Below are 15,466 nucleotides of genomic sequence, written 5' to 3'. Positions count from 1 at the left end.
CTTTGTGCAGGATTTGTGAGCAACGCTCACAGGTGGATCATGCCGCGCAGACTACCGCCCCTCACTGCCCTGCCCGCCTTCGAGGCCGCCGCCAGGCATCTGAGTTTCTCCAAGGCGGCGGCTGAACTCAACGTCACCCATGGCGCGGTCAGCCGCGCAATCCGCAACATCGAGGACAGGCTGGGCATCCAGCTTTTCGATCGGGGAACGCGGTCCGTTCGCCTGACGCCGGTGGGCGCCGCCTATGCATCGGAAGTCAGGACGGCGCTGGACCAGATCGCCGCCGCCACCATCGCCGCCACGCCCGACCGCACGACAGGCATCCTGAATGTCAGCACTTCGGACGGTTTTGCCGGCCGCTGGCTGGTGCCGAGGCTGCATCGTTTCCACCGCGCCAACGCCGATATCGACGTGCGGCTGTCGACCTCCGGCGTGCTTTCCGATTTCGTCAGCGACGGCATCGACATCGCCATCCGCTACGGCAAGGGCGGCTATGCCGGAGTGACAGCGGAATTTCTCGCCGATGAAGAGGTCTTCCCCGTCTGCAGCCCGGAACTGCTGCAAGGCGAACATCCGCTGCGCTTGCCGGCGGATCTCAGGCATCACAAATTGATCCATGATGCCTTTCGCATCGACTGGGCGACATGGCTGCAACATGCCGGCGTGGCAGATGTCGATCCGAAGCGCGGCGTGCGCTTCGATTCCGCCACCTTCGCCGTCGAGGCCGCGGTGCATGGCGAAGGCGTGCTGCTGGGCCGAAGCGCGCTGGTCTCGGCCGACCTCGCCGCCGGGCGGCTGGTTCGTCCCTTCGACCGCGCGCTGAAATCCGCCTCGCGCTACTACGTCGTCTACCGCGACGGCGCGCTGCGTCAGAAGAAGATCAGGGCGTTCCGCGACTGGCTGTTTGCCGAAATGGCGGCTGACTGGATTGGTGCGACGAAGGGCGATTGAAGCGGAGGTCTACGCTTGCAAACCCAAGCGCTGCAGCGCCGCGCAGACCCCCCACCCCGCTGCTTCGCATCGACCCTCCCCACAAGGGGGAGGGTGAGGAAGGCGCCCTGCCCGACTGCCGAACAGCGCCTTTTTGGAAATGCGGAAAAGCTGGGCTCCCTACCTCCCCCTTGTGGGGAGGTCGGACCGAAGGTCCGGGTGGGGGTGCTGGCGCAAATCTTGAAGAATCTGGATTCAGGTCCCCGTTTTGCCAGAGCTGTCGCTGGCCTTTGCGCTACTCCTTCGTACGAAAAACTTCCGGCACGACGAACACTTCGTCGGCCCGGCCATAGCCGCCGTCGGCGACCTCCTCCACCAGCACCATCGTGAAGGGGCGCGCACCCTCGCCGAAAAAGTCGACGAACATGGCTGTCGTTCGATGGATGAGGTCTTCCTTCTGCGCCCTGGAGAGCGCCGCTTGCGGTAACTTGATGTTGGCGAATGGCATGATCTTTTCCTTTCTGTGGAGTTTCAGGTTCGGGGTGGAGCGGTCGGCGACGCCTCAGACGACGCCGCCATTGGCGCGGATGATTTGTCCGTTGACCCAGAAGCTGTCCGGTCCGGCGAGGAACGAGACCAGCCCGGCAATGTCGTCGGGCTGGCCAAGCCGGCCGAGCGGGATCATCTTGCCGATGGCCTCGATCTGCGCCTCGCTCTTGCCGTCCGTGAACAGGGCGGTCTCGATCGGCCCGGGCGCCACCGCGTTGACGGTGACACGGCGCGCGCCAAGCTCCTTGGCCAGGATGTGGGTCATCGCCTCGACGCCGGCCTTGGTGGCGGCATAGACGCCATAGCCCGGCTGGTAGAGGCCAACGACGCTGCTGGAAAAATTGACGATGCGGCCGCCGTCGCGAAGCCGGCGCGCGCCTTCCCGCATGCCGCGGAACACGCCGCCGAGATTGATCGCGATCTGCGTGTCGAACGAAGCATCGTCGGTCTGCGCCATCGGCGACGTCTTCATGACGCCGGCATTGTTGACGAGGATGTCGATGCCGCCGAACGCCTTCTCGCCGGCGTCGAACAGCGCCGGGATCCCATTCGGATCGGCGATATCGGCCTGAACGGCGATCGCCTTGCCGCCGCCGGCTTCGATGCTGCGCACAAGCTCTTCGGCCTCGGCGCGGCCCCGTGCATAGTTGACGACGACGGCGACGCCGTCGCGGGCGAGCCGCTGTGCGATGGCGGCGCCGATGCCTTTGGAGGCGCCGGTCACGATCGCGCTTCTGGTTTGGCCACCCATACTTGTTTGATTGGATGTCATGGAAGTCTCTCCGTGTGTTGGTAACACGGATATAGGTCGGCCCGCTTTCCGGATAATCAGCCGCCTATTGACATCACTATTCGGAAACTGCGAACAAAAGCCATGGATCGACTGGACACGATGCGGCTCTTCGTTCGCGTTCTGGAGCGGCGCAGCTTCGCCGCTGCCGCGGCCGATCTCGGCCTGCCGCGCTCAACCGCAACGGAGGCGATCCGGCGGCTGGAGGTGCATCTCGGCGCGCGGCTGCTGGAACGAACGACGCGGCAGGTGAACGCGACGCAGGACGGCGAAGCCTACTATCGGCGCTGCCTGTCGATCCTGGCCGAAATCGAGGATGCCGAGGCCGCCTTCCGCAATGCGGAGCCTTTCGGCCTGCTGCGCATCGACGCCAGCACGCTGCTCACCCGCACATTCCTGTTGCCGCGCCTGCCGGAGTTCCTCGACCGCTATGCCAGAATCGACCTGCAGATCGGCCAAAGCGACCGGCTGGTCGATCTCGTGCGTGAAGGCGTCGACTGTGTCATCCGCGTCGGCGAGCTACCCGACAGCGGCATGATCATGCGGCGGCTGGCTGTCATCCGCGAGATCACCTGCGCCAGCCCTGGCTATCTCGAACGCCACGGCACGCCCGCCTCCCCCGATGCGCTCGACGGTCACCAGGCGGTGGGCTTTGTTTCGTCGCGCACTGGCGAGACCCTTCCGTTCGAATTCACCGTCGCCGGCAATATCCGTGAGGTGCGGCTGCCAGGCCGCGTCGCCGCCAACAATTCCGACACCGCCGCCGATCTGGCGCGGCTTGGCCTCGGCCTCATCCAGGCGCCGCGCTATCGCTTCGAAAAGGATCTGGCGGATGGGACGCTCGTCGAGGTGCTGGTCGACTATCCGCCATCGCCAACGCCGCTGTCGGCGCTCTACCCGCAGAACCGTCAGCTCTCGCCACGCCTGCGCGTCTTCCTCGACTGGGCCTCGCGCATCTTCGCCGAGGCCGATCTCTAGGGCGCAAAAACGCCCGCTCCCGGTCAATTCGGTTTTGCAAACCCGGCCAGGGACGCATAGCCGCGTACCACGCTCTTGCGTTCTTCGCGCGAAGCGACGGCGTCGATGTCATCAAAGCCATGCGGCGCCCGGGCCTCGACCAAGTCTATGACCGCTTCCGGCCCGCCTTGCCGATTGGCCAGCACGATGGCCGATGTGGCCGGCCGCCGCTCCCCATCATATCGCGCGAGCGCGGCTTCGACGGTTGGTCCCGCGGCCAGATGCATCGCGAGGCAACCGGCGTCGAGTATTGCCTGGCTGGCTCCGTTCGACCCGACCGGATACATGGGATGCGCCGCATCGCCGAGCAGCGTCACCCGCCCGAACGACCATCGCGGCAGCGGGTCGCGGTCGCAGTTCGGATATTCGTAGAAGCCATCCGTTGCCTGGATGATCGAGGCAGGGTCGACAAAATCAAGCTGAAACCGGTCGCGCACGAAGGGCAGCACATCGTCGATCACGCCCGGGCGGCTCCAGTCGCCGGGACGCAGCGGTGATGTGCCGCTATCACCGGTATTGGCCATCACCGCCCAGTTCGTCAGCCTGGTCTCCGGCTCTTGGCGATCCGGCTCGATCGGATAATACACGAACTTGGCGAAATTGCCGCCGGCAACCGCCATGGTGCGCCCGTCGCGCCAGACCGGCCATGGCGTGGCGCCGCGCCACAGCATCGTGCCGTTCCAGATCGGCGGCCCTTCTTCGGGATAGAGCACGGCCCTGACGGCGGAATGGATCCCGTCAGCGCCTATGAGCAGGTCGCCATGCGCCTCGCCTCGCGAGCCGTCATGCCGGCGGAAATGCGCCACGACCTCGCCCCCGCTCTGCTCGAAGGCATCGACACGGCTTGCCGTATTGATGATGTCGCCGCCAAGCCTGCTCACCACGGCCCTGTGGATCAGCCCCAGCAGTCTGCCGCGATGAATGCTGATTTGCGGAACCTCATAGCCGGCATCGATGCCGCGCAATTCCTGCCATACGATCTGGCCGAAGCGGTTGGTGTAGACAAGCTCGCGTGTCCTCACCCCCTCCGCGTCGAGCGCCGGCATCAGCCCAAGTCCGGCCAACGCCTTGACAGCGTGCGGCAACATGTTGATGCCGACGCCAAGTTCGCGGATGTCGTCGGCCCGCTCGAACAGTTCGACCTCGATGCCTGCCTCATGCAGGAACAGAGCAGTGGTGAGGCCGCCGATGCCGGCCCCGGCGATCAATGCTTTCATCAGTCACTCCCTTGCTGTGAAAAATCGGTGCTCGCAGGACGGCCACACACCCGCCGTCGCTTCAGCACGGCATCGTCACCGCGATGCGACCGCCCCGGGATATTCGAGTTGCATGGCGACGAAGTCGGCCGTGCGGGCACCGTGGCTGGCGCTAGCAAGCGCCCTGTGGGCCAGTTGGCGTAGCAATCCGTGCTCCGCCACGACACGGCCGGCGGCACCGACACTGCTCCACAATGCAAGTCGCCAGCTCATGGGGTCCGATCTCCAGATGGCTTGACGACGAGGGTATCGGCGTTACGTTTCGTCCGAAATGACATAAATCGGGCGAATACTGCCATGCGCAGGCAAGTTGCCGTCGTCGTTCACCCCGGTTTCCAGCTTCTGGATGCGGCCGGGCCGACTACAGTCTTCGAGATTGCGGAGCGCTGCCGCCCGGACAGCTATGAGCTGGTTTTGCTGGCGCCCGGCGGCGGCGACGTTGAAAGCTCTTCGGGTCTGAAGCTCCTCACCAGGCCTCTGCGCGACGGCCCTTTCGACACCGTTATCGTATCGGGCGGCGAAATCATCCGCTCCATGGAGGCGATGGACGAGATCGTCGCCTGGTTGAGGCGCGCCTCGGCGCGGCGCATCAGCAGCGTCTGCACGGGCGCGTACCTGCTGGCAAAGGCGGGATTGCTCGACGGCCGCCGCGCGACCACGCACTGGGCCAGCAGCGACGACTTCCACCGCCGCTACCCGAAGGTCAGGCTGGATGCCGAGCGTATTTTCATCAGGGATGGCGACATCTGGACGTCGGCCGGCATCTCGGCAGGAATAGACCTGGCGCTCGCCCTCGTCGAAGATGACCTTGGCGCTGAGGTGGCGCGCCGCACCGCGCAGCAGATCGTCGTGCACCAGCGCCGGCCGGGCGGCCAGTCGCAATTCTCGGCCTTCGTCGAGCTGGGCGGGCGAACCGGCCGCTTCGCCGCGCTGATCGAATGGGTACGGGCAAACCTGGCCGAACCGTTGACCGTCGAATGCCTGGCCGATCACGCGGCCATGAGTCCCCGCAACTTCGCCCGCGCCTTCACGGCCGAGACCGGCGTCACGCCGGCAAAGGCCGTAGAGCGCATGCGCCTTGAGACGGCCCGCACGGCGATCGAGACCAGCCATCTCCCGCTTGAGCGGATCGCCGAAACCGCCGGTTTTGGCGATCCCGGACGCATGCGGCGCGCCTTCCTGCGTACCCTTGGCCAGCCGCCGCAGGCGTTTCGGGCGGCCGCCGAACACAGGGGGCTTCAGCCGGGGCGGCCAGGCAGCGGCTCTGCCCGGCTTAAAGGCCGTAAAAGCGAATGAGCGCACTTGATCCATAACCGAAGTTTCACGAAAATCGTCCCAAAGCCGGTTGCTGCCATTCAGCGCGCCACCTTCCGTCTGTTGGACTGGACATTGCGGCGCCTGGCCCAATCGCCGCAGATGAGGAACCGGATGGCCATTATGAGGAGACTGTTTATAACGGTCGCTGAAATCGCGATGACCAAGGGGAGACGATGCGCTACATACGTCCGCTTTCAATAGAAGATGCCGTTGGCCAGTTGGCCGGGTCGGCTGGTACGGCCGCCATCCTTGCGGGAGGCAGCGACCTCCTGGTCAGAATGAAGGGCGGCTTTGCCGAACCAGAGCTGATCGTCGACATCAAGGCAATCGACGGATTGAGCGAAATCCGGGAAACGGCTGAAGGCTTCAGCATCGGCGCCGCGGTTCCCTGCGCCGTCCTGGGAGAGAACACCGCCCTCAAAAAGGCATGGCCCGGTGTCGTCGAGGCGGCCAAGCTGATCGGCTCGAAGCAGGTGCAGGGACGCTGCACCATCGTGGGCAATCTCTGCAACGCCTCGCCGGCTGCCGACAGCGTGCCGGCGCTGGTTGCCGCCGGCGCCAAGGCAGTGGTCGTCGGGCCGGCGGGCCGGCGCACGATCCCCGTGCAGAGCGTGCCGACCGCGCCGGGCAAGACGTCGCTGGCCAAAGGCGAGATCATCGAGGCGATCCTGCTCGACAGCCAAGCGCCGCGCTCGGGCGATGCCTATCTGCGTTTCATTCCACGCACCGAAATGGACATCGCGGTGGTCAGCGCCGGCGTGAACCTGACGCTCGATGAGCACGGTGTCGTCAAATCGGCCCGCGTGGCGCTGGGCGCCGTGGCGGCGACGGTGCTTCTGGTCGAAGAGGCCGCGGAGGTGCTCATCGGTTCCAGGCTGGACGAAGCGACGCTGGAGCGGCTCGCCAAGGTCTGCGCAGGGGCCTGTCGTCCCATCGACGACAAGCGCGGTACTATTGAATTCCGGAGGAAAGTTGCGGGTGTGCTGGCCAAGCGGGCCGCAACGACCGCCTATGCACGTGCAGGAGGCAAATGATGGCTGGTATAGCAGTTTCAACGACAATCAACGGCGACGCTGTCGAGTATCTTTGCCAGCCGGACGAGACGCTGCTCGACGTCCTGCGCGATCGGCTGGGGCTGACGGGCGCCAAGGAAGGCTGCGGCACCGGCGACTGCGGCGCCTGCAGCATCATCCTCGACGACCGGCTGGTGTGTTCATGTCTGGTGCTCGGCGCCGAGGCTGAAGGCCGCCGCGTCGAGACCATCGAGGGCATGGCCCATGGCGACACGCTGCACCCGCTGCAGCAGAAATTCCTCGAGCACGCCGCATTGCAATGCGGCATCTGCACGCCGGGCTTCCTGATCGCGGCCAAGGACCTCCTGGCCAAGAACCCCGACCCGACCGAGGAGGAAATCCGCTTCGGCCTCGCCGGGAACCTGTGCCGCTGCACCGGCTACGACAAGATCGTGCGCGCCGTCCAGGACGCGGCCATCGTGATGAAGGGAGCCTGAGATGAATTTCGATCCACGTTTTTCCGGACGTAAATTCACCTCCGTCGGCACGCGTCCGATCCGTCCCGACGGCGTGGACAAGGTGACGGGCCGCGCGCGCTATGGCGCCGACTTCAACATGGCCGGCCAGCTGGTCGGGCGCGTTCTGAGAAGCCCGCACGCCCACGCCAGGATCGTGAAGATCGACATTTCGAAGGCGGAAAGGCTCGCCGGCGTCAAGGCGGTGATCACCGCGGCCGACCTGCCGGACCTCACCGATGGCGATGCCGCCATGTACGACGTCCTCGACAATTGCATGGCGCGCACGAAAGCGCTCTATGACGGCCACGCGGTGGCCGCGGTCGCCGCGATCGACGCCCGCACCGCCAGGCAGGCGCTGAAGCTCATCGAGATTGAATACGAGCTTTTGCCGCATGTCACCGATGTCGACGAGGCGGCGAAGCACACGGCGCCCTTGATCAATGATGCCATCTTCACCGAGGGCCTTGAGGAAAAGCCGGTAAAACCCTCCAACGTCACCAAGCGCAGCCAGTTTGGCCACGGCGATGTCCATCAGGGTTTCGGGCACGCCGACTTCATCGTCGAGCGCTCCTTCAAGACCGAGCAGACGCACCAGGGCTATATCGAGCCGCATGCCTGCGTGGCGAATTTCAGTTCAGACGGCACCGCCGACCTCTGGGTCTGCACGCAGGGCCATTTCGTCTACCGCCAGCACTGCGCCCAGTTGCTTGGCATGGAAGCCTCGAAACTGCGCGTCACCTCCTCGGAGATCGGCGGCGGTTTTGGCGGCAAGACCCATGTCTGGGCCGAGCCGGTGGCGCTGGCGCTGTCGCGCAAGGCCGGCCGGCCGGTGAAGCTGGTGATGACCCGCGACGAGGTGTTCCGCGCCTCGGGTCCGACCAGCGCCACCTCGATCGACGTCAAGATCGGCGCCCGCAAGGACGGCACGATCACCGCCGCCGAAGCGACGCTGCGCTACAGCTGCGGCCCGTATGCCGGCTCCTGGGCCGAGATCGGCGCCATGACCGCGTTTGCCTGCTACAAGCTCGATAACGTCAAGACGGTCGGCTACGAAGTGCTGGTCAACCGGCCGAAGACCGCGGCCTATCGCGCGCCCTCCGCACCCATGGCGGCGTTCGCGGTGGAAAGCACGGTCGACGAGCTGGCCAAGAAGATCGGCATGGACCCGGTCGACTTCCGCATCAAAAACGCCGCGCAGGAAGGCACAAGATCCTCCTACGGCCCGGTCTACGGCCCGATCGGCATCGGCCCGACGCTCGAGGCGGTGAAGAGCCATCCGCACATGAAGGCGCCGCTCGGCCCGAACCAGGGCCGTGGCATGGCTTGCGGCTTCTGGTTCAATTTCGGCGGCCAGACCTGCACCGACCTCAACATCGGCATGGACGGCTCGGTCTCGCTTGCCGTCGGCACGGTCGATGTCGGTGGTTCGCGCGCCTCGCTGTCGCTGGTGGCGGCGGAGGAACTCGGCATCGACTACAGCCAAGTCAAGGCGATCGTCGCCGACACGTCCAGCCTCGGCTACAACGACATGACGGACGGCAGCCGCGGCACCTTCTCGTCTTCCATGGCGACGATCTCGGCCGCCCGCAATGCGATCAGGATCCTGCGCGAACGCGCCGCGCAGATGTGGGACATTGCCGTCGACGACGTGGTCTGGGAAAAGGGCCACGCGATCGCCAAGGGCGAGAAGCACGGCAATCTCGGCAAGCTGTCGCTGAAGGAGATCGCGGTCGAGTCGGGCAAGACCGGCGGACCGATCGCCGGCCACAGCGAGCTCGTCGCCGACGGCGCCGGCGTCTCCTTCGCCACCCATATCTGCGATATCGAGGTCGATCCCGATACCGGCGCCACCAGGGTCATCCGCTACACGGTCGTGCAGGACGCCGGCAAGGCGGTGCACCCGACCTATGTCGAGGGACAGTACCAGGGCGGCGCCGCGCAAGGCATCGGCTGGGCGCTCAACGAGGAGTATATCTACGGCACGGACGGTCGGCTGCAGAACGCCGGCTTCCTCGACTACCGCATCCCGGTCTGCTCGGACCTGCCGATGATCGACACGCAGATCCTCGAGATTCCCAACCCCAACCACCCCTACGGGGTGCGCGGCGTCGGCGAGACGTCGATCGTGCCGCCGCTGGCGGCGATCGCCAACGCGGTGTCGAACGCCGCGGGCGTGCGCATGACGCACATCCCGATGTCGCCGCCGCGCATCCTGGCGGCGATCGAGGCGGCTAGAGCATGATGCCGAAAAGTGCGAAGCGGTTTTCGGATAACATCATGCTCCATCCCGAATAGGGGTCTCGCGAATGGTCGAAGTAACGCTCTGGGGCTCGCTCGCCGCGACCGCCGGAGGCAACAGCAAGGTCGAGATCGAGGCCAAGGACATAAGGGAGCTGTTCAGGAAGCTGGCTGAACAGTATCCCGGCCTCGAGCCCTGGATCGAGAAAGGCATCGCGGTTGCGATCGACGGGACGATCTATCGCGATACGTGGTCGAAGAAGCTGCCGGCGGGGGCGGAGATTTTTTTGCTGCCGAGGCTGGCCGGGGGGTAAGGCGACAACTGACAGGGTAAAAAGTGCACTGCCGCCGTAATTTACACTGTCACCGTAATTCTACGAAGCGCTATTGCGTCCGACCGGGAGGAAGTCTGCTTCGTGCCTCATGTCGGTCATCGAACAGACTGTAGCCGCATCCCAGTAGCTGACATCGCTGAGGCCCCCGCGGCGACAGGGGTATGGCGTGAGGGGGAAATCCCGGTCCAGTGATGACGCTCTGTCCACCCGGCTTGCGCTGGGCAGCCTTCGAGCTCACTCGATGGGATCGCTGAGGGCCAGGAGCTCCGAAAATTTCCCTGCAGACCCATGCGGCGAGATTGTTCTCGCGATTCCGTAAGGTCTCTTTGATAAGCTAGATCTAATATCGACGTATTATCTGTCACTCAAACGTCGCAGACTTGATTTTACTGGTCACTGTTAGCTTCTTGGTAGCTCTCGTGACTATAAACGTCTTGCGGGCGAATAGCTTTCATGCTGCCTTCGGCGCACTCAGGAATCAGGGAGCTTAGGCATGGCGGAGCGGATTTTGGCGCGCGACGGGATTTGGGTTTTGCGCCTCGCGCGCTTGCAGCAGGACGTGTCGCTTCGCTGCAGCGCTTCCGCCCTTGCGATCCTTGCTGTCACACTCGCGCTGAATGTCGCGCCCGCTTGGGCCGATGGCGGCAATGGAAGCGGCGTAGGCGCCGGACAAGGGGGTGTGGACGGTGCACTAGCGGGTGCCACGGGTCAGAATGTCCCCAATGGCGCTACCGCCGGCGGCGGTGGTGGCGGCGTTGATCTCACGACGGGCAATGGTGCGCCCGGAGGGTCGGGATCGGGAAGCTCGACAGCCAACAACCCAAACGGCGTTGCCGGTGCGACTGGTGCTACGGGTCTGGTCATCTCCACAGACGGGACCATTGCAACCAGCATCAGCGGCGGAGCCGGCGCTTCGGGCTCACCTGGCACAAACAGCGTCGTCAGGAGCGGCGGCGGCGGTGGTGGCGGTGTGGGCGTCAGTGCCACGGCCGACGTTACGGTTACTGGCACAGGATCGGTGGTTGGTGGCACTGGTGGCCGAGGTGGGAACAGTGGCAACAGCGGCAGCGGTGGTGGCGGCGTCGGCATATTCTCGTCCGCAAATGTCGTTGTAGAGGCGGGCGGCAGCGTTACCGGTGGCACTAGTGGCTCTACAGTTGGGGCCCAAGCAGGCGGCGGCGGCGGCGCGGCTGCCATCGTCCTGATCGGCGGCGGGACAATCCAGAACAGCGGGAATCTGCTGGGGGGCGCCGGCGGAAGAGCCCTTCTCGGCGGCGGTGGGGACGGTGGCGCCGCTGTTCTGCTGCTCTCAGGTGGAACCGTCATCAACAATCAAGGTGCGACGATTATTGGCGGCAGTGGCGGCCAGGGCTCCTTGGCAGGCGGCGATGGCGCAGCGGGGATCAAGGGCGCCAACATCGCGGTTATCAATGCGGGCACGATCAGCGGCGGCGCCGTCGGCGCCGGTGGTGGAACGCCGATCACCGGCAAGGCTATCGAGTTCACAGGCGGAGTTAATTCTCTGGAGCTTCAAGCGAGCTCGGTAATCGGCGGCAATGTGGTTGCATTCAGCACTGCCGACACTTTCAAGCTGGGCGGCGACAGCAGCGCCAGTTTTGATGTGTCCAAGATCGGCGCTGGCGCCAAATACGACGGCTTCGGATTGTATGAAAAGACAGGAAGCAGCACCTGGACACTGACGGGGACGACGACCGCCCTTACGCCGTGGACTTTGAGCAGCGGGGCCCTGCAAATTTCGAATGACAACAATCTGGGCGCCGCCTCCGGCGGGTTGACCTTCAGTGGCGGCACACTGCAGACGACCGCCGACATCACCAGCGGCCGGACAATCGCCCTGACAGGAGGCGGAACGTTTCTGACTGATGTCGGCACGATCCTCACGCTCAGCAATGTCATCTCCGGAGCAGGCGGTCTCACGAAAGCAGGCGGCGGGACGATGGTTTTGTCGGGCGCCAACACTTACACCGGCGGCACTGTCATCAATAACGGCACGCTCCAAGTCGGCGAGGGCGGCAGCATTGTCGGCAATGTCCTCAACGACAGCACGCTGGCATTCAACCCCTCAGATGCATTGATCGTCGGTGGTGCGATCTCAGGCAGCGGCGCGGTGGTTCAGCAGGGCTCGGGCGGCACGACACTGACCGGCCTGAACAGCTACAGCGGCGGCACGGTGATCACCGGCGGCACGTTGACCGGTCAAGCCTCGAGCCTCGGCACCGGCGGAATCCTCAACGACGGAGCGCTCGTCTTCGACCAGCCGACCGACGCCAGCTTTGCCGGCTCCATGGATGGCAGCGGCTCCCTTACCAAGCAGGGTCTTGGCAATCTGAGCCTTACGGGAACCAGCACTCTCAGCGGCCCGACGACGGTCGAAGCCGGCAAGCTTGTCGTCGAGGGTTCGCTCGGCAGCTCGCAGACGACGGTCAACAGCGGTGCGACGCTGGGCGGCTCCGGCTCGATCGGCGGCGCGGTCATCATCGCCGATGGCGGCATGCTGGCGCCGGGGTCCAGCCCTGGCACCCTCACGGTCGGATCGCTCAGCCTGAGCTCCGGCTCGATCCTTGATTATGAGCTTGGCCAAGCCGGCATTGTCGGCGGCGGCGTCAACGACCTGATTGAGGTGACCGGAAACTTGACGCTGGACGGCAGCCTCGACATCACCGACGTCGGCGGCTTCGGCCCCGGCGTCTACCGGCTGATCAATTATGGCGGCACGCTGACCGACAATGGTCTCGAATTCGGCAATCTGCCGGCCGGCGTTACGACAGCCGACTTGACGGTGCAGACCTCTGTCGCCAACCAGGTCAATCTGGTCAGCAGCGTCGGCAATGACCTGTTGTTCTGGGACGGTGACGCGGTCGGGAATGCCAACAACAATCTGGTCGACGGTGGCAACGGCACCTGGACGGCGACGAGCCCGAACTGGACGACGAGCACCGGCTTGGTGACAGGCGCGATGAAGCCGCAGCCCGGTTTCGCCATCTTCCAGACACTTGGCGGTACCGTCACCGCCGACGACAGCGCCGGCGCGCTGGAGGTTACCGGCATGCAGTTCGCCGCCGATGGCTACCGCATCGAGGGAGACGCCATCACGCTTGCCGGCGCTGGCGGCGAGAGCATCATTCGGGTCGGCGACGGCACCTTGGCCGGAGCAGGCTATACCGCCACCATCGCCTCCGTGCTGAACGGGGCGAGCAGCCTGACCAAGACCGATGCCGGCACGCTGGTGCTGTCGGGCGCCAACACCTACTCAGGCGGAACGGCCGTCTCGGGCGGCGTGCTTTCGGTTGCGGCCGACAACAATCTCGGCGACGCCGCCGGCGACCTGACCCTCTCTGGCGGTACGCTGCGCAACACCGCCGTCTTCTCCTCGGCGCGCGACATCACGCTTGCGGCGCCCGGCGGTGCCTTCGACACGGTGACCGACCTCGCTTTGTCCGGCGCGATCTCGGGTGCCGGCAATCTTGCCAAGACCGGCGCCGGCACCCTGACGCTGACCGGAACGAACAGCTATGGCGGCAACACGCTGGTGAGTGCCGGCACGCTGGTCGGCAACGCGGCTTCGATTCGCGGCGACATCGGCAACGCCGGCACTGTCGTTTTTGACCAGGCGGCGGATGCCAGCTTTGCCGGCGATATCTCCGGCACCGGCACGATGGTGAAGGACGGCGCCGGCACGCTGACGCTTGCAGGCACCTCGCTGCTCGATTGGGCCATTGATCAGGGTAGCCTTGTCTCGGCGGCCGAGCGCTTCGGCGGCGACGTCTCTATCGGCGCGGGCAACTCCTTCACCTTCGACCAGGTCGCCAACTCCAGCTATGCCGGCGTGCTCTCGGGTGCCGGCACGTTCATCAAGGACGGCCAGGGCACCCTGGTGCTCGCGTCCGGCAACTCAGGCTTTACCGGCGCCACATCGGTCAGCGGCGGCACGCTTGCCGCAGGCGCAGAAAACGCATTCAGTTCCTCCTCGCAGTTCTCGGTCGCCTCAGGCGCCACGCTTGATCTCGCCGGCACTTCGCAGACCATTGCTGGCCTGACCAATGCCGGGACCGTGGGCATTGCCGGCAGCCTTGGAAGCAAGCTGACCGTCAGCGGCGACTATGTCGGTAATGGCGGCAATATTCTCATCGGCACCGCCCTGGGTGCAGACAACTCGCAGACCAACATGCTGGTTATCGCCGGGGATACGTCAGGCACGGGTACGCTCCAGGTTGTCAATCTCGGCGGCGGCGGGGCGCAGACGGTCGAAGGCATCAAGATCGTCGATGTCGGCGGCGTCTCGAATGGCAGCTTCTCGCTAAAGGGCAACTATACTTTCGAAGGCGATCAGGCGGTGGTCGGCGGCGCCTATGCCTACAGGCTCTACCAGGACGGCACGAGCACGACCGGCGACGGCGACTGGTATCTGCGTTCTGCCTTGATCGATGGCGGTGGACCCGGAACTCCGCTCTATCAGGCAGGCGCACCGCTCTATGAGGCCTATGCGGGCGTATTGCAGACCTTCAACCAGCTGGGCACGCTGCAGCAGCGGCTCGGCAACCGGTCCTGGACCATCGAAGCGCAAGGCGCCGACGGGATCTCCGACGATGTGAAGGCCGAGGCCGGTATCGGGCTGTGGGGCAGGATCGAGGGCACTAGCGGCTCCTACGATCCGGAAAGCTCCACCACCGCAACGACGTATGACACATCGACCTGGAGGCTGCAGACCGGCGCCGACATGCTTTTGTCCGATAGCGCGGCCGGCCAGCTCATCGGCGGCGTCGCCTTCCAGTATGGCACCGTGTCCGCCGACGTCTCGTCGGTCTTCGGCAGCGGGTCGATCGACAGCACCGGCACCGGGATTTCCGGCTCGCTGACCTGGTACGGCGCGGAAGGTTTCTACCTCGACGGCCAGGCGCAGGTGATCTGGTACGACAGCAATCTCGATTCGGCGACCGCCGGACAGCGGCTCGTCGACGGCAACAACGGTGTCGGCTACGCGCTCGGTGTCGAAGCCGGCAAGCGCATCATGCTCGACCCGAGCTGGTCGCTGACGCCGCAAGCCCAGTTGGCTTGGTCATCCGTCGACCTCGACGCCTTCACCGACGCCTTTGGCGCGAGGGTCACCCCAGGCACCAACGACAGCCTGCTCGGCCGCCTCGGCCTCTCGCTCGACCATCAGACGCAGTGGCAGGACCGCACGGGCCGCGCCGGCCACACGAATCTCTACGGCATCGCCAACCTCTATTACGACTTCGAAGATGGCTCATCTGTCGACCTCGCCGGCAGCACCCTTTCGAACCGCAACGAGCAACTCTGGGGCGGCCTCGGTATTGGCGGCACGATCAACTGGGCCGACGACAGGTTCTCGGTGTTCGGCGAAGCCGCCGCCCGGACGGGCCTCAAAGACTTCGGTGACAGTCATGCGCTGACCGGTTCACTGGGCTTGCGGGTCAAGTGGTGACTTGCTTGGCACTTACTGGCTGATGTTGATTGCGCCATG

Annotated in this window: 12 protein-coding genes; 8 read left to right on the top strand and 4 right to left on the bottom strand. The window is 65.1% G+C overall.

What is annotated here, in order from left to right:
- The first annotated feature begins 39 nt into the window (after positions 1 to 39).
- Positions 40 to 951, top strand: coding sequence for a transcriptional regulator GcvA (locus NKH06_RS03720; protein WP_352774011.1), 912 nt, complete (start codon positions 40 to 42; stop codon positions 949 to 951).
- A 274-nt stretch (positions 952 to 1,225) separates the two neighbouring features.
- Here NKH06_RS03720 and NKH06_RS03715 read toward each other — a convergent pair whose 3' ends face one another.
- Positions 1,226 to 1,438, bottom strand: a complete 213-nt coding sequence (locus NKH06_RS03715; RefSeq protein ID WP_352774009.1) for a tautomerase family protein — start codon at positions 1,436 to 1,438, stop codon at positions 1,226 to 1,228.
- A 54-nt stretch (positions 1,439 to 1,492) separates the two neighbouring features.
- Positions 1,493 to 2,251, bottom strand: coding sequence for an SDR family oxidoreductase (locus NKH06_RS03710; RefSeq protein WP_352892262.1), 759 nt, complete (start codon positions 2,249 to 2,251; stop codon positions 1,493 to 1,495).
- A 102-nt stretch (positions 2,252 to 2,353) separates the two neighbouring features.
- Here NKH06_RS03710 and NKH06_RS03705 point away from each other — a divergent pair, with 102 nt between their 5' ends.
- A complete protein-coding gene (locus NKH06_RS03705) occupies positions 2,354 to 3,247 on the top strand; it encodes a LysR family transcriptional regulator (RefSeq protein WP_352774005.1) in 894 nt (297 codons plus the stop codon).
- Positions 3,248 to 3,270: 23 nt separating this feature from the next.
- Here the strand turns inward: NKH06_RS03705 and NKH06_RS03700 are convergent, their stop codons facing one another.
- Positions 3,271 to 4,503, bottom strand: a complete 1,233-nt coding sequence (locus NKH06_RS03700; RefSeq protein WP_352774003.1) for a flavin-dependent oxidoreductase — start codon at positions 4,501 to 4,503, stop codon at positions 3,271 to 3,273.
- A 75-nt stretch (positions 4,504 to 4,578) separates the two neighbouring features.
- A complete protein-coding gene (locus NKH06_RS03695; RefSeq protein WP_352892259.1) occupies positions 4,579 to 4,755 on the bottom strand; it encodes a hypothetical protein in 177 nt (58 codons plus the stop codon).
- 84 nt (positions 4,756 to 4,839) lie between these two features.
- Here NKH06_RS03695 and NKH06_RS03690 point away from each other — a divergent pair, with 84 nt between their 5' ends.
- The 6 genes from NKH06_RS03690 (at position 4,840) to NKH06_RS03665 (ending at position 15,427) form a co-directional block, all read left to right on the top strand.
- Positions 4,840 to 5,838, top strand: a complete 999-nt coding sequence (locus NKH06_RS03690; protein WP_352774001.1) for a GlxA family transcriptional regulator — start codon at positions 4,840 to 4,842, stop codon at positions 5,836 to 5,838.
- 194 nt (positions 5,839 to 6,032) lie between these two features.
- Positions 6,033 to 6,893, top strand: coding sequence for an FAD binding domain-containing protein (locus tag NKH06_RS03685; RefSeq protein WP_352892257.1), 861 nt, complete (start codon positions 6,033 to 6,035; stop codon positions 6,891 to 6,893).
- Positions 6,893 to 7,369, top strand: a complete 477-nt coding sequence (locus NKH06_RS03680) for a (2Fe-2S)-binding protein (protein ID WP_013530647.1) — start codon at positions 6,893 to 6,895, stop codon at positions 7,367 to 7,369. The genes NKH06_RS03685 and NKH06_RS03680 overlap by 1 nt, the downstream gene beginning before the upstream one ends.
- Position 7,370: 1 nt before the next feature.
- Positions 7,371 to 9,632, top strand: a complete 2,262-nt coding sequence (locus tag NKH06_RS03675; RefSeq protein WP_352892255.1) for a xanthine dehydrogenase family protein molybdopterin-binding subunit — start codon at positions 7,371 to 7,373, stop codon at positions 9,630 to 9,632.
- A gap of 64 nt (positions 9,633 to 9,696) precedes the next feature.
- Entirely contained in the window at positions 9,697 to 9,942 is a 246-nt protein-coding gene (locus NKH06_RS03670) for a MoaD/ThiS family protein (protein WP_352441834.1), read from the top strand.
- Between the two features lie 700 nt (positions 9,943 to 10,642).
- Complete coding sequence (locus tag NKH06_RS03665; RefSeq protein ID WP_352892252.1) at positions 10,643 to 15,427, top strand: autotransporter outer membrane beta-barrel domain-containing protein; 4,785 nt, start codon at positions 10,643 to 10,645, stop codon at positions 15,425 to 15,427.
- The last annotated feature ends 39 nt before the right edge of the window (positions 15,428 to 15,466 follow it).

Source organism: Mesorhizobium sp. M1342, assembly GCF_040317955.1.
Classification (GTDB): domain Bacteria; phylum Pseudomonadota; class Alphaproteobacteria; order Rhizobiales; family Rhizobiaceae; genus Mesorhizobium.
Note: the sequence above shows the minus strand (reverse complement) of the source record. Positions and strands in the feature narration are given on the sequence as shown.

Excerpts from the sequence above, each read along its gene's own strand:
- NKH06_RS03680 (WP_013530647.1), top strand. The coding sequence starts at position 6,893 with ATGGCTGGTATAGCAGTTTCAACGACAATCAACGGCGACGCTGTCGAG.
- NKH06_RS03705 (WP_352774005.1), top strand. The coding sequence starts at position 2,354 with ATGGATCGACTGGACACGATGCGGCTCTTCGTTCGCGTTCTGGAGCGG.
- NKH06_RS03695 (WP_352892259.1), bottom strand. The coding sequence starts at position 4,755 with ATGAGCTGGCGACTTGCATTGTGGAGCAGTGTCGGTGCCGCCGGCCGT.
- NKH06_RS03675 (WP_352892255.1), top strand. The coding sequence starts at position 7,371 with ATGAATTTCGATCCACGTTTTTCCGGACGTAAATTCACCTCCGTCGGC.
- NKH06_RS03710 (WP_352892262.1), bottom strand. The coding sequence starts at position 2,251 with ATGACATCCAATCAAACAAGTATGGGTGGCCAAACCAGAAGCGCGATC.
- NKH06_RS03720 (WP_352774011.1), top strand. The coding sequence starts at position 40 with ATGCCGCGCAGACTACCGCCCCTCACTGCCCTGCCCGCCTTCGAGGCC.
- NKH06_RS03690 (WP_352774001.1), top strand. The coding sequence starts at position 4,840 with ATGCGCAGGCAAGTTGCCGTCGTCGTTCACCCCGGTTTCCAGCTTCTG.
- NKH06_RS03715 (WP_352774009.1), bottom strand. The coding sequence starts at position 1,438 with ATGCCATTCGCCAACATCAAGTTACCGCAAGCGGCGCTCTCCAGGGCG.
- NKH06_RS03700 (WP_352774003.1), bottom strand. The coding sequence starts at position 4,503 with ATGAAAGCATTGATCGCCGGGGCCGGCATCGGCGGCCTCACCACTGCT.
- NKH06_RS03670 (WP_352441834.1), top strand. The coding sequence starts at position 9,697 with ATGGTCGAAGTAACGCTCTGGGGCTCGCTCGCCGCGACCGCCGGAGGC.
- NKH06_RS03685 (WP_352892257.1), top strand. The coding sequence starts at position 6,033 with ATGCGCTACATACGTCCGCTTTCAATAGAAGATGCCGTTGGCCAGTTG.